Source organism: Pseudomonas sp. IzPS59 (genome assembly GCF_014863505.1).
Classification (GTDB): domain Bacteria; phylum Pseudomonadota; class Gammaproteobacteria; order Pseudomonadales; family Pseudomonadaceae; genus Aquipseudomonas; species Aquipseudomonas kribbensis.
Map to the genome: position 1 here is coordinate 2,775,637 of NZ_CP062251.1, position 19,983 is coordinate 2,795,619.

Here is a 19,983-nt window from a genome sequence, read left to right on the forward strand (position 1 = left end):
ATGTCCTTTCGATGGTTTGCCATCTCGTAACTGCCATGAGCTGCCTATGCGTGCCTTGTCCTTTCGTTTGAAATTCATCGTCGCCGCGCTTGCGGTGAGCCTGGTTTTTATCGCGGCCTGGCGCAGTCACCCGGAGCATGTGCTGGCGCCGTTCGCGGTTGAAACGCCTGTTGCCCAGGCTTCGGCGAATGCGGCCGAGCCGATGTACAGCAGCCGTTTCGTGTCCTCGGAACTGGATGATTTTGTGCATTCGTCTTCGGTCACCGCGTTGCCCGGCGGCGACCTGATGGCCGTGTGGTTCGCCGGCTCCCGCGAAGGCGCCGCCGACGTGCAGATCCGCACCGCGCGCTACAACGCCAAAACGGCGGAGTGGGGCGCCGAACAGGTGCTGGCCACCCGCGAATCCACCGTCGCCGGCACGCAGCGCTACATCCGCAAACTCGGCAACCCGGTGATCGCCCTCGCGCCGGACCAGCGTTTGTGGATGTTCTACGTGTCGGTGTCCGTCGGCGGCTGGGCCACCAGCGCGATCAACGTGATGGTTTCCGATGACCTGGGGCGCAACTGGACGGCGCCGCGACAGCTGATCACCTCGCCGTTCTTCAACATCAGCACCCTGGTGCGCGCCGCGCCGGTGTTCCATGCCGATGGTTCGATTGGCCTGCCGGTGTACCACGAGTTCATGGGCAAGTTCGCCGAGTACCTGTACCTGAGCGCGGACGGCGCGGTGATCGACAAATTCCGCATCAGCCGGGGCAAGCATTCGCTGCAACCGACCATCGTGCCGCAGGACGAGCGCCGCGCCGTGGCGATGTTGCGTTATGCCGGTGAAACCCATCACAAGGTGCTGGCCAGTCGCACCGTGGACGCCGGGCAGACCTGGAGCGAACCCTATCCGCTGGAACCGGCCAACCCCAACTCGTCGCTGGCGGCGGTGGGCACCGCCGATGACGGTTTGCTGGTGGCGCTCAATGACCTGCGCGACGGTCGCTTCAAGCTCAGCCTGTACGGCACCGATGCCAATCTCAACGACTGGCGCAACGTGATCGAACTCGACCAGTCCCCCGATCCCCTCGGCCAGCCGTTTTCGCCCGAGGCCTACAAGGCAATCATCGGCGAAGGCTTTCGGGCATCGAGCGGCGCGCAGCGTTTGCCGCTGGAGCAACGCTTCCTGAGCAACCTCGACTACCGCGTGTGCAAGCCCGAAGGCTGTGAATTCGAGTACGAATACCCTTACTTCAGCCGTGGCAGCGATGGCCTGTATCACCTGGTTTATTCCTGGAACAACACCTTCATCAAACATATCAGCTTCAACGATGCCTGGCTGGCGGAGCGTCTGTGATGCTGTTTCTCTGGCAAGCCCATTTGAGTTTCATCCTGCTCGGTTTTGTTACGCTGGGTTCCTTTCAATTTACCCAGCGCTGGCGTCCGTGGCTGTTGCCGGCGCTGGCGCTGGTCAGCTTCATTCCGCTGGGCGGCCTGCCGCTGGCGGCGTATGTGCGCAGCTTCACCGATGACCTGGCGATTACCACGCTGGTGTTTCTGGGCTGGGCCGCGTTGTTGCGCCTTGGTGTGGTTCCTCAACTGAAACCGCTGACACGGGGCCAGATTCTGGGGCTGTTCGTGGTGCTGACGGCGCTGTTGTACCCGGCGACGATGGGCCTGACCTATGTCGATCCTTACCGGTGGGGCTTCAATCCGCGGCCGATGATTGTGCTTATCGGGCTGGCGACTTTGGCGCTGCTTTGGCTGCGCAACATGCTCGGCGTCGCGATGCTGGCACTGGCCACGTTGGCATTCGCGCTGCGCCTCAAGCCTTCCGAAAACTATTGGGATTACCTGATCGACCCTTTGCTGGCGGGTTATTGCCTGATCGCCGGATTTGGACTTTGCATTAAGGCCGCGTGGCAATTTCTGCCATCTCAACGAACAACACAGAGGTAAACGATGGGGTGGTTGCAATCGCGTCGCCTGCGCTATGGCGTGGGCGCGACAGGTTTGGCGTTTCTGCAGTTTGCCTTGCTGCGGCTGGTGTTCTTGATCGGGTTCTCCGGGGTGGATACCGCGCAGTTCTTTGCCGACCCGCAATGGCTGCAAACCCTGGGCATCGGCTTTCGTTTCGACCTGAGGCTGGCGCTGTTGCTGGTGCTGCCATTGGCGGTGCTGGCGTGGCTGCCGCGCTGGAATCTGACCACGGTGCCGCTATTGCGCGGCGTGGCCCGGGTTTATCTGTTGCTGGCATTGGGGCTGATCGGTCTGGTGTACATCATCGACTTCGGCCATTACGCCTACCTCGGCGTGCGGATCAACGCCACGGTGCTGCGTTATCTGGAGGATGCGCAGATCTCGCAGCAGATGGTTTGGGAAACCTATCCGGTATTCTGGATTGCGTTGGGCTGGCTCGCGGTTCTGGCGCTGTGGTTCTACGGTTTTGTGCGCCTTGAACGATTGACGCTGGCCCGCGAGCCACGGGTTATTCGCCGCAGGTCAGTCGCCATAGGCGCGGGACTCGGGTTGGTGGTCGTGCTGCTGGCGTTGTTGGGCCGGGTCGACAAGCTCAACCTGGAAAACCCGGTGCCATTGCGCTGGAGTGATGCGTTCTTCTCCGGCAACGGGCAGATCGCCGCCGTGGGCCTGAATCCGGTGCTGTTCCTCTATGACACGCTGAAGGCCGGGCAGGCGCAGTTCGACGAGGCGCAGGTGCGGGCGCATTACCCGGTGATTTCCAGATATCTGGGTGTGGATCGGCCGGATGTGCAAAGCCTGGCGTTCGAACGCCGGCAATCCGTGCAGCCTTATAGCGTTGCGGGTGAGCGGGCGCCGAACGTGATGTTCGTCATGCTCGAATCCCTGGGCACCAGCGCTGTGGGCGCCTACGGCAACCCGTTGAACCCGACGCCTAACCTTGACCGCTTGGCGAACGAGAGCTGGTTCTTCAAACACTTCTACGTCCCGGTCACGGGCACCGCGAAAACCGTGTGGGCAAGCATCACCGGCGTTCCGGACGTCACCCGGCAGGAGACCGCTACCCGCCATCCGCTAATCACCAACCAGCACACGCTGATCAACGCCTTCACCGACTACCAGAAGCTCTACATGATTGGCGGCAACGCCGGTTGGGCCAACATCAATGCGCTGATCCAGCAAAGCATCGACGGTGTGCGCCTCTACGAAGAGCGCGACTGGCGTTCGCCACGGGTGGATGTGTGGGGGATTTCCGATCTGGACCTGTTCAAGGAAGGCGATGAGATTCTGCGCGCACTGCCCAGGGACAAACCGTTCTTCGCCTACGTGCAAACCTCCGGCAATCACCGGCCGTTCACGATCCCGAAAGACAACGACGGATTCGAGGTCAGCAACCTGTCGCTGGAGCAGGTGCAAAACGCCGGCTCACGCAGCGTCGAGCAATACAACGCGGTGCGGCTGCTGGACTTCAACATCGGTCGCCTGATGGAACTGGCCAAGGCCGGCGGCTACTACGACAACACGATTTTCGTGTTCTTCGGCGACCACAACACGCGTATCAGCCGCATCCCGCACATGCCGCCGGCCTTCGAACAACTGGGGCTGGAAAGCAACCATGTGCCGATGCTGATTCATGCGCCGGGGCTGCTCAAACCCAAGGTGATTGAAGAGGCGGTGGGGCTCGCAGATCTGCTGCCGACGGTGGCGGGCATGGCCGGCGTGGCTTTCGACAACCGCGCCATGGGCCGCGACCTGCAGCAACCGGCGCCCGAAGGCGAGCGGGTGGTGCCGCTGGTGTTGCGCGAGGGGACATTTCCGCTGATCGGCGGGGTGACCAAGGATCACTTGCTGCAGATGCAACACGACGGCAGTGCACCGACGTTGCATGACCTGAAATCGGCGACACCGCTGGAAAACGTCGCCGAGGCGCATCCCGAGGAGTTTCAACGACTGGTCGAGCTGACGCGGGGACTGCACGAAAGCGCACGGCTGATGCTGTATCGCAACGTGCGTTGACGGCCCTCTCTCGATGAAAGAGGGCCGCCACGGTTTCAGGTGTGGTGGATGTCGCGATCCTTGGTTTCCGGCATGAAGAAAATACCGAGAATCGCCGTCATCACCGCGATGACAATCGGGTACCACAAGCCGTAGTAGATATCCCCGGTGGCCGCGACCATCGCAAACGCCACGGTCGGCAGGAACCCGCCGAACCAGCCGTTGCCGATGTGGTAGGGCAGCGACATCGAGGTGTAGCGGATGCGCGCCGGGAACAGCTCGACCAGCCACGCCGCAATCGGGCCGTAGACCATGGTCACGTAGATCACCAGCACGGTCAGCAGGAGCAGCACCATCGGGTAATTGGTCTTGGCCGGGTCGGCTTTTTCCGGGTAACCGGCTTCTTTCAGCGCGGTGCCGAGGCTGGCGGTGAAGGCGTCGTTGCGGGTCTTGAAGTCGGCGGCCGGCAGGGCGGTGCCTTCGAAACTTTCGATGACCTTGTCGCCAATGCGCACCTGGGCCACGGTGCCCGGTTCCGCCACCACGTTTTCGTAAGGGATCGCCCGTTTGGCCAGGATGGTTTTCGCCAGATCGCACGAACTGGTGAATTTGGCCTTGCCCACCGGGTCGAACTGGAACGAACACTGATCAGGGCTGGCGACCACTTTGACCGGGTTCTTTTCCTGGGCGATGAACACGTCGGGGTTACCGTACTGGGTCAGCGCGTGGAAGATCGGGAAGTAGGTCACCGCCGCCAGAATGCACCCGGCCATGATGATGCCCTTGCGCCCGATGCGGTCGGACAGGCTGCCGAAAATCACGAAGAACGGCGTGCCGATCAGCAGCGAGCCGGCGATCAGCAGGTTGGCAGTCTGCGGGTCGATCTTCAAGGTTTGCAGCAGGAAAAACAGCGCATAGAACTGCCCGGTGTACCAGACCACCGCTTGCCCGGCGGTGCCGCCGAGCAGGGCCATGATCACGATTTTCAGGTTGTCCCAACGGGCGAAGGATTCGGTCAGCGGCGCTTTCGACGCCTTGCCTTCGGCCTTCATCTTCATGAACACCGGTGACTCGTTCAGTTGTAGACGGATGTACACCGACACCGCCAGCAGCAGGATCGACAGCAGGAACGGAATCCGCCAGCCCCAGGCCTCGAACGCCTCGGTACCCAGCGCGGTGCGGCAGGCCAGAATCACCAGCAGCGACAGAAACAGCCCCAGCGTCGCCGTGGTCTGAATCCACGAAGTGAAATACCCGCGTTTGCCCTTCGGTGCATGCTCGGCCACATAAGTCGCCGCGCCGCCGTATTCACCGCCCAGCGCCAGACCTTGCAGCAGTCGCAGGGTAATCAGAATGATCGGCGCCGCGACCCCGATGGTCGCGTAACCGGGCAGGAACCCCACAATCGCCGTCGACACACCCATGATCACAATCGTGATCAGAAACGTGTGCTTGCGCCCGATCATGTCACCCAACCGCCCGAACACCACCGCCCCAAACGGCCGCACTGCAAAACCGGCGGCGAAGGCGAGCAGGGCGAAGATGAAGGAGGTGGTCTCGTTGACCCCGGCAAAGAAGTGCTTGGCGATGATCGCGGCGAGCGAGCCGTAGAGGTAAAAGTCGTACCACTCGAAGACCGTGCCGAGGGACGAAGCGAAGATGACCTTGCGCTCCTCCTTGCTGACACTGTGGTGCGGGTGCGGCGCACTGCCGGTGGACATGCTGTCGAGTACGGCCATGGGGGTTCTCCGTCGTGCTTGTTGTTATAGGCCGGAGCACTTCATGAACGTCGCGTACCCGAGGCCTTTGGCTGGTGCTGGTGCAGGTGGTTCGTGGAGCGTGCACAGACTCTCGACCTCGCGGGAGGGCGGGGTTTCTTTGAGCATAATTGGGATTGGGGGGATATCCAGTGGTGGCGGTGGGTGGGGGACAGTGACGGAGATGGATTGGTTGGTTCGGGGAGGGGGTGAGTTAAATGAGTCTGCGTCCGTGGTTTTTATAGTTATTCAGAACTTTGGTTGTTCTGAATATGTATTAAAAACTGTAATTTCTATCAGGTGTGGTTGTGGATTTTTGTGTTGATACTTTGCTTGTGGGTGCGCAGAAAATAAATCTGTCCCCTTTGATTGCCCTTTGATTGTCCCCTTTGATTTTTTGGAAATGAAAACTACAAAGTCACATTGAATGCCGCACATAACTACTCAAGGACTTTATCATGGCGACCTCACTACATAGAGAAACCTCCAAATTTTCCAATTTTTTTTCAACACCCATTCTATTGAAAGCATACTGCATTGCTAGTCTTCTACTATTTGGCGAACTTTCCTACGGAGATAAATGTGAAGATGCCTGGAATGCTAGCTCGGCCCACAATTCTTGCTACCTGAATACTCCAATAACCACTGCCCAGCCAGCGGACCCTAGTCGTGGTGATATTTACTGTGTCGTCAACGTAAAATGCCTAACAGGCAATACAGTTCCGATGGACCCAGATAATTTGAAATCCCGTGAAATTAAAGAGAAAAAAGATAGCATCAGAAACATACTGCCTGACACACTAAAATACATGAATAACTGCAATGGAACGCTGGAGCGCATTTGCGAGTAGAACAAGAGCAATTAACGGAGGATGAAGACTCTGATGGAGTAATCATTGACGACAAAGATTAATCAGGAACCTGGATTTAAGAGGCGAATTTATTTAATTCGATTATTCCGCAGAAAATAAATCTGTCCCCTTTGATTTTTCCTTTGATTTTTTTGATCTTTTGATTTTTACATCGTATGGCGTGAGGAGAATGATCATGGCGCGTGAAGAAGGAAAAAGATATTCAAAATGCATTTTTTCTGGTTATAAAAGCCAGCAAGAGCTTGAAGAATATTTATCGAGAAACTATCCGCAGGTGCCTGCGGAGATAGTAAAAGCTAAAGGTCCGGATGATTTTGCGGTTTATTTTGAAGATCCTAGCGGAGAGCTGTTTACCATCATGATAGGAGTTGAAAAAATTCAGCAAAACTATAAAACCCTTCAAGATATTATTGCAATATTAGGAATGGACGAGCTAAGTGAGGAGGATAAGTTGCAGATCCCAAGAGCCAGAAACACAATTAAACTTGCAGGTTATGTACTGCAAGAGGTAGAAGTGGCTGTTGGCGCAGGTCGCACCAAAGAAATAAAGATTGACGACGTTATAGAAAAAGTGCTTCGAGAAAATCCATCTAATATAGAGCCGATTTTTTACTGATTTTTTTGCATTGAATCAAAAGGGGACAGATTTATTTAATCATTTAATCGTCCCCTTTTGATGTTAGGCACTTTTTTCTGGCCGTCCTCGCTCTCTGAATTGAATGCGTCTCCCGGTGATTTTCTCGATTTCGTCGACGAATCTCGTGTTTCCAGTCAGTTGGCTCCGCTGAAGTGCACCCCTTATGAGTTGCAATTCATTGGTGGGTGTCGCCATCTCAATAAACGATTTATAGCGTTCACGCCGTTTGGCATCCGTAGGTCCTAACTCCAGAAAGCAGGGATCTTTGTCCAGCCATGTGGATTCAGAGAAATCGCTCAGGCGCAGGGCGAAACTCGACCAGTGATAGTCTTCTGCACGCGCCACCATGTGGGCTCGCACGGGGTTCAACTCGATGTAGCGACTGCAAGCCAATAGATAAGTGTCGGATTGAACAACGCTGGATTTGTAGCGACTTTCCCACAGCGTCCCGGTCCTCCCCTCAACCTTGTTGCGATACCGCGTCATCCGCCCGGCGAGGGCTTTCATGAGTTGTCCAAGGCTGGATGTTGACTCCCCTGGGGCGAGCAGCAAGTGCACATGATTGGTCATCAGGCAGTAGGCATAAACTTTTATACCCAATGCTTCCTTGAGCTCGCGCAGGTCAGAGAGATAGCGCTCGAAATCCGCTGGCTCTGCGAAAACGACCTGCCTGTTGTGGCCGCGCTGCACGATGTGGTGCGGGTAGTGGGGTAGCACGATGCGTCCCGTTCTGGGCATGGGTCTTCCTACGTCCTTGTGTTGACGGATGAAGATTAGAAGGTGGCGAGGTTGAGGCAGGCAGAATGTGTCAGAGAATGTATCCGCTCGGGTTGAGGGGATTAAATAAGACTGTGTCCGTTGCCTCTTATGGTTATTTAGAATTTTTGTTGTTCTGAATAAATATTAAAAACTGTCATTTCTATCAGGTGTGGTTTTTGGTGTTTGTGTTGATACTTTGCTTGTGGGTGCGCAGAAAATAAATCTGTCCCCTTTTGTTCCGGTCCCCTTTTGTTCCGTGTCCTATTTGGTTTTTTGATTTTTATTCTTTTTTTTGTTGTCTGTTGGAGGTCGAGGTCGTGAAAAAACTATTATTGATAAATCTCCCGCCAGAAACATTGCTAACAGATTCTCATCTTCAAGCCAAATTAAGAGGGATTGGTATTAAATTTGATGCTATTCAGATTGATAGATCAAAATCAAAGGCCTTGGTTTACGTGAATAATACCGAACCGCTAAAGGGGATTTTGGGATATACCGAGGATGAAGTAGTCTCGTCGGATTTTTTGGAGCCGACCTCGGTTTTATTTGATCATGGTGGTCAATAATCAAAAAAACGAAAAACCAAAAGGGGACAGATTTATTTAATCGTCCCCTTTTGATTTTGAGTGGTAGCGGCGACTAACCTCGCCAGTGTGATTTATTCCGTCGGAACGACTTTATCCAACACCCGATTCACCGCCAGTTCCGCCAGCATCACCACCTGCGCAATACCCTGCGCAGTCTTGCGGTGAGGACCCTGGAGCAGGTCTGCGAAGTTGTGCAGCATGACGTTGGCCGAACCGAGGGTTTCGACGGCGTCGACCAGCAGGGATTCGTTGTTGCTGGCCGGGTTGGTCTGGTAGAGGCGGTTGGGGGTATAGGGTGCGGCCATCATGTGGGCTGTCATCGGGCCGAGGTGGTAGTCGAGGGCGCGGTTGGCGGCTTCGTTGAATCTCTTGGAGTCAGGGCATTCGTAGGGGGACGTTGGATCGGTGATGCTGGCCGGTTCGGTGACCGGGGGATTTGGAGTTGCTTTGAACATTGAGTCTTCCTTCTATCAGTAGAGCTGCAACCATCTCGCTACTAAACGAAGGGGGTGGCAGCTGTGCGCAAGTTAGTAGACCGGCAGAAGACTCAAACCCGGCGCATCCGAAGATGCCATGCGCACAGCCACCATCAAGACCAGGCGGACGCCTGATTGAATACGCTTGTGCAAACCGTAAGTCTTCTAAGCCGGGCTACTAAACCCGATCACTGCGAATCAGTGACCCGATCCAAGTTACCGGCCGACACCAGGGCGCACAAGCCGGCGGATTCTGGCGTAGCCGTAGGCTCTGGCGCAAGGATTTGTGGGCAATTGCGCGTAACTCCAGGTGTCTCTAAACACACGTATCGAAACCTGTTTATCGGCCCACAGCACACACTGAAATATCCGTCAGAATCCACCCCGAAAACCGCCATGGCTTCAAACCCGCCGCCGTGTCTGTAAACTGGCCGCCCGAAACGGCGCGCGATGGCGCCGTCCTCACTGCCAGCGAAGGACTTTCCCATGGCCAACCAGGACATCACCTACACCCCGGATCCGGATGCAGACTCGATCTCTTCGGACGTGACCGAATTCAACGGCATCCTGATGTCGACCCAGATTCCGACCCGCGCCGACGGCAGCCTGGAACTGGGCGACGTCAGCGCGCAAAGCGAATGCACGTTGCAGGCGCTGAAAGTGGCGCTGGAAAAGGCCGGCAGCTCGATGGACCGCGTGTTGCACCTGACCATTTACCTGACCGACATGGCTGATCGCGCTGCGTTCAACGAGGTGTACAAGCGCTTCTTCGCCAAACCTTGGCCGGTGCGCGCGGCGGTGGGCGTGGCGGCGCTGGCGGTTGAAGGGATGAAGGTGGAAGTGACTGCGATGGCCGCCAAGGCCTGACTTCAGCCCTGCTGAAAACCCTGTGGGAGCGGGCTTGCCCGCGATGGCGTCGTGTCAGCCAATACACCTCTAGCTGATATACCGCTATCGCTGGCAAGCCAGCTCCCACAGGGATTGCGATGCTCCCGCAATTGTCGGCAGCTGCCACCCGGCAGCACAGGCGTGCCGGCCACGCGTTTCGCGGCTACAATGCGCGCCTCGACCGTGACAGCCTGACTAAAAAAACATATGTCCTTGCCCAAACATCACCTGGAACTGCTCAGCCCCGCCCGTGACGTGGCCATCGCCCGCGAGGCCATCCTGCATGGCGCCGACGCGGTGTACATCGGCGGCCCGAGCTTCGGTGCGCGCCACAACGCGTGCAACGAGGTGAGCGAAATCGCCGAACTGGTGGAATTTGCCCGTCGCTATCACGCGCGCATCTTCACCACCATCAACACCATCCTGCACGACAACGAACTGGAGCCGGCGCGCAAGCTGATCCATCAGTTGTACGACGCCGGCGTCGATGCGCTGATCGTCCAGGACCTGGGCGTGATGGAGCTGGACATTCCACCCATCGAGCTGCACGCCAGCACCCAGACCGACATCCGCACCCTTGAGCGGGCCAAGTTCCTCGATCAGGCCGGTTTCTCGCAACTGGTACTGGCCCGTGAACTGAACCTCAAGGAAATCCGCGCGATCGCCGATGAAACCGATGCCGCCATCGAGTTCTTCATCCACGGCGCGTTGTGCGTGGCGTTTTCCGGTCAGTGCAACATTTCCCACGCGCAGACCGGGCGCAGCGCCAACCGGGGCGACTGCTCCCAGGCCTGCCGTCTGCCGTACACCCTGAAAGACGAAAAGGGTGGCGTGATCGCCTACGAAAAACACCTGCTGTCGATGAAGGACAACAACCAGAGCGCCAACATCCGCGCACTGGTCGAGGCCGGTGTGCGTTCGTTCAAGATCGAAGGTCGCTACAAGGACATGGGCTATGTGAAGAACATCACCGCCTATTACCGCCAGCGCCTCGACGACGTGCTCAATGACCGCCCGGACCTGGCCCGCGCCTCCAGCGGCCGCACCGCGCATTTCTTCATGCCGGACCCGGAAAAGACCTTCCACCGTGGCAGCACCGACTACTTCGTCAGCGAGCGCAAGATCGACATCGGCGCGTTCGATTCGCCGACCTTCACCGGTCTGGCGGTGGGCACGGTCGAGAAAGTCGGCAAGCGTGACATGCAGGTCATCACCCACGAGCCGCTGTCCAACGGCGACGGCCTCAACGTGCTGGTCAAGCGCGAAGTGGTGGGTTTCCGCGCCAACATCGCCGAAGCCAAGGGCGAGTTCGAGGAAGAAGGCGAGAAGCGCTACCGCTACCGCGTCGAGCCGAACGAAATGCCGGAAGGCCTGTACAAGCTGCGCCCGAACCACCCGCTGAACCGCAACCTCGACCACAACTGGCAGCAGGCCTTGCTCAAGACTTCTGCCGAGCGTCGTATCGGTGTGAGCTGGCTGGCGAAGCTGCGTGAAGAGCGTCTGGAACTGACCGTGACCAGCGAAGAGGGCATCAGCGCCAGCGTTGCGCTGGACGGCCCGTTCGGCGTCGCCAACAAACCGGAACAGGCGCTGGAGACCTTGCACGACCTGCTCGGCCAGCTCGGCACCACCGAGTACCACGCGACCTCGATCAAACTGGATGCGCCGCAAGCGTTCTTCATTCCGAACTCGCAGCTCAAGTCGTTGCGCCGTGAAGTGATCGAAGCGCTGACCGCCGCCCGTGTTGCCGCCCACCCGCGGGGTTCGCGCAAGGCCGAGACCACGCCACCGCCGGTGTACCCGGAAGCTCACCTGTCGTTCCTGGCCAACGTGTACAACCAGAAGGCCCGCGACTTCTACCACCGTCACGGCGTGAAGCTGATCGACGCGGCGTACGAGGCCCACGAAGAGGCGGGCGAAGTGCCGGTGATGATCACCAAGCACTGCCTGCGGTTCTCCTTCAACCTGTGCCCGAAACAGGCCAAAGGCGTGACCGGCGTGAAGACCAAAGTCGCGCCGATGCAGCTGATCCACGGCGATGAAGTGCTGACCCTGAAGTTCGACTGCAAACCGTGCGAAATGCACGTGATCGGCAAGATGAAGGGCCACATCCTGAATCTGCCGCAGCCGGGCAGTGTGGTGGGGCATATCAGCCCTGAGGATCTGATGAAAACGATCCCGCGCGCGCCGCACTGATTAGCAGGCAATAAAAAACCGGTGACGAAAGTCACCGGTTTTTTTATGCCTGCCAGAAACTCAACTGGCTTCGTAGCGCGATGCCGTTGGCGGCGCCGCTTCGCCACTCAACGCATCGACCATCGGCGGGTGCTCCTGCGCGGCCTGACGCAAATCTTCGGTCACCCGCAGCTCTGCGCCGGTCGGCGAGAACGTCGCTGCCGCCGCAAACGGCGCCGGGTTGGCCGGCACCGGACGTTTACCGCGACGCCAGAAGAAGAACGTCACCATGGCCAGGTTGACCAGGGCGAAAGCCCAGAACAAGCCGGTTTCGCCATGGGCGTTCATCGCCGGCGAGATCAGCAGCGGGCTCATCGCCGAGCCCAGCGAGTTGATCAGCAGCATGCCCTGAATCATCGGCACCAGGGTTTCAACCGGCGCACGGTCGGCAGCGTGGCTGACGGCGACCGGGTACAGCGCGAACACGCCGCCGCCCAGCAGGAACAGCATTGCCGCGAGCATGGCCGAGGACAACGGCACCAGCACGATCACCAGCGACAGCACGGTGCACGCGGCGCACAGCACGGTCAGCACTTGCAGACGATCCTTGCGGTCGGACCAGCGCCCGACCGGGTATTGCAGCAGCATCGCGCCGAGGACTGTCCAGGCCATCATGCTGCCGACTTCGCCGACGTTCAGGCCGATGCGTTGCAGGTACAGCGGCAGCAGGGTGTAGATCGCGGCGATGGTGACGCCGGAGCCGAAGCAGCCGACCAGACCGGTGGGCGATACGCCTAGCAATGCCCTAGGCTTTAGCGGTTCGACCTGTTCCAGCAACGGCGAAACGCGCGGCAGGATCACGATCGGCAGCACCGACAGGGTCGCGAGCATGCCGGCGACCATGAACGGCGCGGTGTCGCCGAGCCCGGTGATTTTCCCCAAAAATGCCTGACCCAGCACGCCGGCACCATAGAGAACGATCATGTACAGCGCCAGCAGACGCCCGCGAATCTTCGCGTCACCGGCCAGCAGCAGCCAGCTCTCGATCACCAGAAACACACCGACCGTGGCCCAGCCGTTGATCAGCCGCAGTACGACCCAGCCCCAGGTGTCATAAAACAACCCTTGCAGCAGGATGGTCGCGGCGATCAGCGAGGCGAAGCTGCTGTAGGCACGGATATGGCCGATGCGCAGGATCAGCCGGTCGTTGAAGATCGCGCCCAGGGTCAGGCCGATGAAATAGGCCGAGGACACGATGCCGATCATCGTCGCCGATTCGCCGGCCGCGCCCAGGCGCAAGGTGGTCAAAGAAGACAGAAAGCCGTTGCCCAAGGCAACAATGAATAGCCCGAGCAGGGGCGCCAGCGCCATGGCCAGCAAACGCGGTGTCATAAAAACCTCAAGTGATCGAACAGCGGAACGTGCGCCTCTGCGCATGCGAGTGCCAAGCCGAAGTGTGTTGAAGACAAACGACCGCCGAACGGGCAGGACGATTGAGCCAGGCTGACTTCGTGAAAGTCGCCGGCTGTTCAAACCTGAGGGTTGTCATGGCTGCGGGCAGGCGCCGGTCGGGCGACTGCAAGAGGAGGCGCGATTTTAAGCCTTGTGCGGCGTTTGCCAAGGTGCCGGGCCTGCGACGTTGGGACGCAGGCCGAATCGATAACCCCAGCGCATTCATTGCCCGGATGAAAAGTTGCTGTATCGATCCGGTTTCCCTCGTTAGCCTGTGCGGTCGAATCGCGATATTGATCCAGAGGCAATGATGCGGATAAGAGGCGAGCGTGCCGCCACGGCGTGCGGGTTGTTGGCGATTGTGTTGTGGAGCACCGCCGCCGGGTTGATCAGGGGCGTCAGTGAACATTTCGGCCCTCTGGGCGGGGCGGCGATGATTTACACCCTGGGGGCGATCCTGCTGGTGATGTTTCTCGGGCGGCCGCGTCTTCGTTCCACGTCAACACTCTATCTCCTGCTCGGCAGTGGGTTGTTCGTTGCCTATGAGGTGTGCCTGTCTTTGGCGCTGGGTTTTGCCAGTGACCGGCAACAGTCCATCGAACTGGGCGTGGTCAATTACCTGTGGCCGTGTCTGACCGTGGTGCTGGCGATCTTCATGAACGGGCAGAAGACCCGCTGGTTCATCGTTCCCGGCAGTGCGCTCGCGCTGTTTGGCATTCTCTGGGTGGTCAGCGGCCAGGGCCTGTCGCTGCCGGGGATCATCGCCAACGTCAATTCCAACCCGCTGAGTTACAGCCTGGCGCTGGCTTGTGCGATCACGTTTGCGCTGTATTGCAACGTCACGCGCCGCTACGCCAACGGGCAGAGTCTGGTGGTGCTGTTTTTCGTGCTGACGGCCATTGTGCTGTGGGTGAAGTGGGGCTTCAGCAATGAACATATTTCCACCTTCACCCTGGGCAACTCCCTGGAACTGATCGCTACCGGCATCGCCATGGCCGGCGGTTATGCGCTGTGGAACATCGGCATCCTGCGCGGCAATCTGACCTTGCTGGCCACCGCGTCCTACGGCGCACCGGTCCTGTCGTCGGCGTTCGCCGCGCTGTGGCTGGGGGTCAGTTTGCAGATGCAGTTCTGGCAGGGCGCGGTGCTGGTGACCGTGGGGTCGTTGATCTGTTGGCAGGCGACGCGGCAACGCCAGATCTCCTGAAAAAAACCGGCGCTGCCGCGAATGCCAATCAGCCTACGGACTTCAACGGAACCGGCCCCTTGAGCCGGTCCATCATCGTGGCGCAGTACCAGTCATCGAACTGGCAGACGCCGGTTTCCGCCGTTTCCGAGTACGGCCCCGGTTCATAGGACGGGGACGTCACGCCGCGCTGGGTGCCTTCGACCAGTGTGCGGTCCTGATCGTTGGTGGCGACCCAGACTCTGGTCAGGCGATCGAGGTCGTAGTCCACGCCTTCCACTGCGGTGTCGGGCACCAGCCATTTGGTGGTGACCATGGTTTGCGTGGCGCTGATCGGCAACACCCGGAAGCTCAGCGCGTGGTCGCCGAGGAAGTGGTTCCAGGTGGACGGGTAGTGGAAATAGAGCAGGGCGCCGATGTCCGGCTCGGCGGTCTTGTCCAGACGCCCGTTCACCGCAGGCTTGCCGTCCATGGTGTAGCTGACGGCCCCGGACGACAGCGGAATGCGGGTCATGCGGTACTGGCCGTTGATGTCCATCACCAGACGGCTTGGCAACCCGGCCTTCTCGCAGGTGTTCCAGTAGGCCGTCAGGTGCGGATCATCCTCGCCGCCGGCGCCGCCCACGGACGGGTTGTCGACGTAGGATTTCAGCAGTTCGGGGTGGGAGCCGTCGCAGTGGTAGCACTCGCGGTTGTTCTCGAATACGAGTTTCCAGTTACCGTTTTCGATGATGGTCGACTCGAACGCCACTTTGCAGTGGTCCAGATAATGCGGGGCAATGAACGGGCTGACGGCCTTGCGAAAGCCTTCGAAGTCCGGTGCCCGGGTGGCGACACAGATATAGATGTAGCTGTGCACGATCTCGCAATGCACGGACTTGAGGTTGTATTGGGTCTTGTCGAAATCCTGGCCCATGTTGCCGGCGAACAGCAGGTTGCCGTCCAGCTCGTAGGTCCACTTGTGATAGGGGCAGACCATCTTCGCGACCTTGCCGTGCTCGTGTTCGCAGATCTTGGCGCCGCGATGGCGGCAGGCGTTGTGAAACGCGCGGACTTCACCGTCCTTGCCACGCACCACGGCGACCGGGTAATCGCCGATCTGCAGGGTGAAGTACTGGCCGGGTTTGGAAATTTCGAAGGTGTGCCCGGCGAAGATCCAGTCCCTGTGCCAGATCTGTTCAAGGTCCTGGCGGTAGACGTTTTCATCCTGGTAGAGGGCGCCCGGCAACGAGTGCCAGGGTTTGCGCTGGGCGATCAGGTCAGCCACGGTGTCTTTATTGTTCATTGTTATCCTCGTCATGCGCGTAGGGCCGGAACGGGTTCCAGCCTATCTGTGCCAGGAAAGCCGTCACAAACGACATTTCCTGCGGGCAATCGATGCGTTGAGGTTATGGGTGAGCCCGTTCGAAGATCGGCTCAAGCGTGGCGATGGCCGACGCAGACTGGCCCAGATTGCGAATCGCCTGTTTCACCGCGAGGCTGCGTTCGTGGCCGAGGCTTGAAGCGAACAGGTCGAACTTCTGCTCCAGTTCTTCCCGGCTCAGGGCCGTTTCGGGATCGCCCCGTGCGGCGGTGATCGGGCTGACGAGCACGTTGCCGTTTTTCAGCGTGACGGAAACCCGCGAGAGGATTTCATTGGGAAACCGTGCGGAAATATCGGCGGCTTCGACGATCTCGATGCGTGCGCTCAAGGCGCGAATGTCGGCGGCGTGGATGGATTCTCCGGTGACTTCGTCCGGCCCGAGTTTGCCCCTGACGATCAGCGCCGCCAGCGGGAACGCCAGAGCGTATTGCGCCTGATCGGCGTCCGCCGGGGTGTGGCCTTGCAGGCACATCGACTCGTAGAAGGTCTCGACGCGGATGGTCTCGATCACCTCGGCGTCGAGCCCAGGATGATCCTGTTGCAGTTGAAGCATCGCGGTCAGCGCCGGTTGTGCCCAGCGGCACACCGGCCAGGGTTTGAAATACTGGCTGTCGATTTCCCAGCGCTGTCCGAGGTCGAGCCAGTGTTCGGCCACCGAAGCGTCCTCGACGGTTTCCGCCGGCGCGCCGGTCACGCCTTCCCTGGCCATCAACAGTGCATTCAATCCGACAAAAGCGCCGCTGCCGTGGGCGTCGCGCAACATGGTCGGAAACGCGATCAGGCGCATCATCGGGCAACGGGCGCTGAAGTACTCGGCGATGCCCAGGGCGTGGCGAAAGGTCGGCTCGTCAAAACCCAGCAACCGGGCGCCGGCGCAGACCACGCCAATCGCCGAAAAGCCGCCGGACGCGTGATAGGTCGGGGAAGTCGCCATCAGCGCCGTTCCGGCGCGCAGCCCGGTTTCATAACCGAGGCACAGCGCGCTCAACAGCTCATGCCCGCTGACGTGCTTGCCTTGGTGATGCAGCGCGTCGGCGAGGGCGAGGAGGGCCGGCACCACGGTCGCGCCGGCGTGCCCCTTGGATCGGAAATGGCCTTCATGGGCATCGAGGCTGTCGGCGGAAAAGCCGCCGGCCCAACCCGCGCCCAGCAGGCTCACACGCTGACCGTCGAACAGCAGACGACTGCCGTACTCGCCGGCGGGGTAGTGGGCAACGGCAAAACGGCGCAGCGCCACACTGGTGCCGTTGGACGCGGCACCGGCCATGACGCCGACGATATCCAGCAGGCTGTTCTGCAGGATCTCCCGGGTCTTGGCCGGGGCCTGGAGGAAATCAAAATCGCGGCAGAATTCGTAGAGTGACATTCAACAATTCCTTCCTGTGAGGGGAGCCGGCCAGATCCCGGCCGGCGCCGCTCCACAATGAGTCAGGAAGGTTGTGCGGCTCCAACGACATTTTCGTCGGGCAATTGATAACCAAATCGATGGCTAGCGCCGGGGAAACTTCGACAGGATCCACTCGCGAAACCGCCGTAGTGCGTCTTCGTTGTCGGCGTTCTCGCGGCAGCTCAGGTAGTGCCAGCTGTTGCGCAGTTGCACTTCCTGTTCGATCGGGCGCACCAGCAAGCCGCGCTGCAACAGCGGCGCAACCAGGTGATTCCAGCCCAGCGCGATGCCCTGATGGGTCAGCACCATGCTGATCAGCAGGTTGTAGTCGTTGGCGTTGAAGATCTGCGGACTGGTCGCCGGGCGGTCGTCGATGTCGATGGACTGAAACGCCAGCCACACGCCCCAGTCGACATGCTCGGCGACTTGCGAGCGACCATAGGGGCTGAGGTTGAGCAGGGCCGAATCACGCACGCCTTCGATGGTGGCGATTTCCGGGTGCTGCTCCAGATACTGCGGCGTGCACACCGGGTAGATCAGGTCATGGCACAGCGGATAGCTGCGATAGCCTTCGCGGATGCGCGAAATCTTGGTGATGAACACGTCGGGCTGCACGCCCGGTTCCATGGTCAGGAAGTTCTGGGTGGTAATCAGGTTCAGCTCGATGCCTTCGCTCTGGGCGAAGAACTCCGGCAGGTGATTCGACAGCCACAGCGCCGAGAACGCCGGGGAGCAGCAGATGGTCAGCACCTTCTTGACCGACTGACTGCTGCGGATGCGCTCGGCGGCCTGGGCGATGTTCACGAACGACAGCTGGGCGGCGTCGAAAAATAGCGCACCCGCCGACGTGAGTTCAACGGCACGCCCGACGCGGGTGAACAACTGCGCGCCAAGGTAGCTTTCCAGTTCGCGGATCTGCCGGCTGATGGCGGCCTGGGAAACGCACAATGCTTCGGCGGCACGGGTGAAACTCTGGTACTTGGCGGCGGCGACAAATGCCTTTACGGCCCGCAAGGACGGCATCTTCAGCAAGATGGTGTCTGGGTCGACATGCTTGGTCATTTGTACGGCCTCCTCACGATACGGCTCCCGGGCGAAGCGCGACGAGGGTAGCCCAAGCCTGCGCGCAGGGATACGCCGGCGTCGCTGCAAGGATAGTCGCGGTCGCTGGCAGGCGATGCCGGCTGCCAGCGGCGGATGCCGGCGTGATCGATAACCCGACGTTATCAACATGCCCCTGTAAATGTCGTTGGATTAAGCAGGGGGATGCTAATAAATTTGAAACGTCCCTCGTTCCTGGGGTCCCAAAAATAATAAAAGGAAACCCGTCGTGACGACTTATAACTATTACCGCTGCCGCTCTAAAACCGTTTCGCTCGATTGCATATTGTTTGAATTCGAATATGCACAACGCGATGGAGGCAAGGTATGACTCGCTCCGACGAAATAATCTGCGTCAAGAATGTTTATAAAGTCTTCGGCACTCAGCCAGCACTGGCCATGAAGTTGATCGAAGAGGGCGCCTCTAAAGCCGAAGTCTTCAAAAAGACCGGCCAGGCCATCGGTGTGTTCGATGCCAACTTCTCGGTCAAGCGCGGCGAGATCTTTGTCATCATGGGGTTGTCCGGCTCGGGCAAGTCGACCATGGTCCGACTGTTCAATCGCCTGATCGAACCGACCTCCGGCAGCATCTTTCTGAATGGCCGGGAAATCACCGGCCTGGGCGACAAGGACCTGTTGCAGGTGCGCCGCAAAGACATGGGCATGGTCTTCCAGTCCTTTGCCCTGATGCCGCACATGAGCGTCATCGACAACGTCAGCTTCGGCCTGGAAATCAGCGGTGTCAGCGAAAAGGAACGCTACTGCCGGGCCATGGGCGCCCTTGAGCAGGTCGGGCTTTCCGGTCAGGAAATGTGCTTCCCTCACCAGCTTTCCGGCGGCATGCAACAGCGGGTCGGCCTGGCCCGGGCGCTGGCCAACGACCCGGCCATCCTGCTGATGGACGAAGCGTTCTCCGCGCTCGATCCGATGATCCGCAGCGAGATGCAGGGCGAGTTGATCAAGCTTCAGGCCGAGCAGGATCGCACCATCATTTTCATCTCCCACGACATTGAAGAAGCCGTGCGCATCGGCCATCGCATCGCGATCATGGAGGGCGGGCGCGTGGTGCAGATCGGCACGCCCCGCGAGCTGCTGTGCAACCCGGTGAACCAATATGTCCGGGACTTCTTCAACGGTTTCGATACCAGCCGGATATTGCGCGCCGGCGATATCGCACAAGCCGATTCCGGCATTGTTTATGAGCCGGGTCGTCAAACTCCGATAAAGGCTGACGCTTCCTTGCGCGAGATCTTTCATCTGGTTGCCGCTTCATCTACGCCAATGCCGGTAGTTGATGAAGTTGGACTTTATAAAGGGTCGATCTCGCAAGGGCATCTATTAAGTTGCCTGGGCAATAGCTGAGATCCTGATTTAAAAAAAAAG

The 19,983-nt window shown here is 59.1% G+C and carries 16 protein-coding genes; 9 read left to right on the top strand and 7 right to left on the bottom strand.

The window, feature by feature from the left end:
• The first annotated feature begins 46 nt into the window (after positions 1–46).
• The 3 genes from IF189_RS12380 to IF189_RS12390 are packed head-to-tail and all read left to right on the top strand — an operon-like array spanning position 47 to position 3,981.
• Positions 47–1,342, top strand: a complete 1,296-nt coding sequence (locus tag IF189_RS12380; protein WP_192553408.1) for a sialidase family protein — start codon at positions 47–49, stop codon at positions 1,340–1,342.
• Positions 1,342–1,944 carry a hypothetical protein gene (locus tag IF189_RS12385; protein ID WP_192553409.1) on the top strand — a complete coding sequence of 201 codons (603 nt, stop codon included), beginning with the start codon at positions 1,342–1,344 and terminating at the stop codon, positions 1,942–1,944. Before IF189_RS12380 ends, IF189_RS12385 begins: the two co-directional genes overlap by 1 nt.
• A 3-nt stretch (positions 1,945–1,947) precedes the next feature.
• Entirely contained in the window at positions 1,948–3,981 is a 2,034-nt protein-coding gene (locus tag IF189_RS12390) for an LTA synthase family protein (protein WP_192553410.1), read from the top strand.
• 35 nt (positions 3,982–4,016) lie between these two features.
• Here the strand turns inward: IF189_RS12390 and IF189_RS12395 are convergent, their stop codons facing one another.
• Positions 4,017–5,699, bottom strand: coding sequence for an MFS transporter (locus tag IF189_RS12395; RefSeq protein WP_134826597.1), 1,683 nt, complete (start codon positions 5,697–5,699; stop codon positions 4,017–4,019).
• 1,065 nt (positions 5,700–6,764) lie between these two features.
• Here IF189_RS12395 and IF189_RS29135 point away from each other — a divergent pair.
• A complete protein-coding gene (locus IF189_RS29135) occupies positions 6,765–7,205 on the top strand; it encodes a hypothetical protein (RefSeq protein ID WP_134826598.1) in 441 nt (146 codons plus the stop codon).
• A gap of 63 nt (positions 7,206–7,268) precedes the next feature.
• Here the strand turns inward: IF189_RS29135 and IF189_RS12405 are convergent, their stop codons facing one another.
• A complete protein-coding gene (locus IF189_RS12405) occupies positions 7,269–7,964 on the bottom strand; it encodes a transposase (RefSeq protein WP_134826599.1) in 696 nt (231 codons plus the stop codon).
• Positions 7,965–8,302: 338 nt separating this feature from the next.
• On the opposite strand from IF189_RS12405, the gene IF189_RS12410 reads away from it, so the two are divergent.
• Positions 8,303–8,551: a hypothetical protein gene (locus tag IF189_RS12410; protein WP_192553623.1), complete on the top strand. Its 249-nt coding sequence runs from the start codon at positions 8,303–8,305 to the stop codon at positions 8,549–8,551.
• 92 nt (positions 8,552–8,643) lie between these two features.
• Here the strand turns inward: IF189_RS12410 and IF189_RS12415 are convergent, their stop codons facing one another.
• Complete coding sequence (locus IF189_RS12415) at positions 8,644–9,027, bottom strand: DUF6124 family protein (protein WP_134826600.1); 384 nt, start codon at positions 9,025–9,027, stop codon at positions 8,644–8,646.
• A gap of 507 nt (positions 9,028–9,534) precedes the next feature.
• Here IF189_RS12415 and IF189_RS12420 point away from each other — a divergent pair.
• Positions 9,535–9,915: a RidA family protein gene (locus IF189_RS12420; protein WP_192553411.1), complete on the top strand. Its 381-nt coding sequence runs from the start codon at positions 9,535–9,537 to the stop codon at positions 9,913–9,915.
• A gap of 228 nt (positions 9,916–10,143) precedes the next feature.
• Positions 10,144–12,132 carry a peptidase U32 family protein gene (locus IF189_RS12425; RefSeq protein ID WP_114882511.1) on the top strand — a complete coding sequence of 663 codons (1,989 nt, stop codon included), beginning with the start codon at positions 10,144–10,146 and terminating at the stop codon, positions 12,130–12,132.
• A 60-nt stretch (positions 12,133–12,192) separates the two neighbouring features.
• On the opposite strand, the gene IF189_RS12430 is transcribed toward IF189_RS12425, so the two are convergent.
• Positions 12,193–13,503 carry an MFS transporter gene (locus IF189_RS12430; protein WP_085708385.1) on the bottom strand — a complete coding sequence of 437 codons (1,311 nt, stop codon included), beginning with the start codon at positions 13,501–13,503 and terminating at the stop codon, positions 12,193–12,195.
• A gap of 367 nt (positions 13,504–13,870) precedes the next feature.
• On the opposite strand from IF189_RS12430, the gene yddG reads away from it, so the two are divergent.
• A complete protein-coding gene (gene yddG / locus IF189_RS12435) occupies positions 13,871–14,770 on the top strand; it encodes an aromatic amino acid DMT transporter YddG (protein ID WP_318780491.1) in 900 nt (299 codons plus the stop codon).
• A 28-nt stretch (positions 14,771–14,798) separates the two neighbouring features.
• Here yddG and IF189_RS12440 read toward each other — a convergent pair whose 3' ends face one another.
• The 3 genes from IF189_RS12440 to IF189_RS12450 form a co-directional block, all read right to left on the bottom strand.
• Positions 14,799–16,034, bottom strand: a complete 1,236-nt coding sequence (locus IF189_RS12440; protein WP_192553412.1) for an aromatic ring-hydroxylating oxygenase subunit alpha — start codon at positions 16,032–16,034, stop codon at positions 14,799–14,801.
• A 103-nt stretch (positions 16,035–16,137) separates the two neighbouring features.
• On the bottom strand, positions 16,138–17,478 hold the full coding sequence (locus tag IF189_RS12445; protein ID WP_192553413.1) for an MmgE/PrpD family protein: 1,341 nt from the start codon (positions 17,476–17,478) through the stop codon (positions 16,138–16,140).
• A 123-nt stretch (positions 17,479–17,601) separates the two neighbouring features.
• Entirely contained in the window at positions 17,602–18,561 is a 960-nt protein-coding gene (locus IF189_RS12450; RefSeq protein ID WP_114882519.1) for a LysR family transcriptional regulator, read from the bottom strand.
• A gap of 366 nt (positions 18,562–18,927) precedes the next feature.
• Here IF189_RS12450 and IF189_RS12455 point away from each other — a divergent pair, with 366 nt between their 5' ends.
• Positions 18,928–19,962, top strand: a complete 1,035-nt coding sequence (locus IF189_RS12455) for a quaternary amine ABC transporter ATP-binding protein (RefSeq protein WP_192553414.1) — start codon at positions 18,928–18,930, stop codon at positions 19,960–19,962.
• Positions 19,963–19,983: the final 21 nt, after the last annotated feature.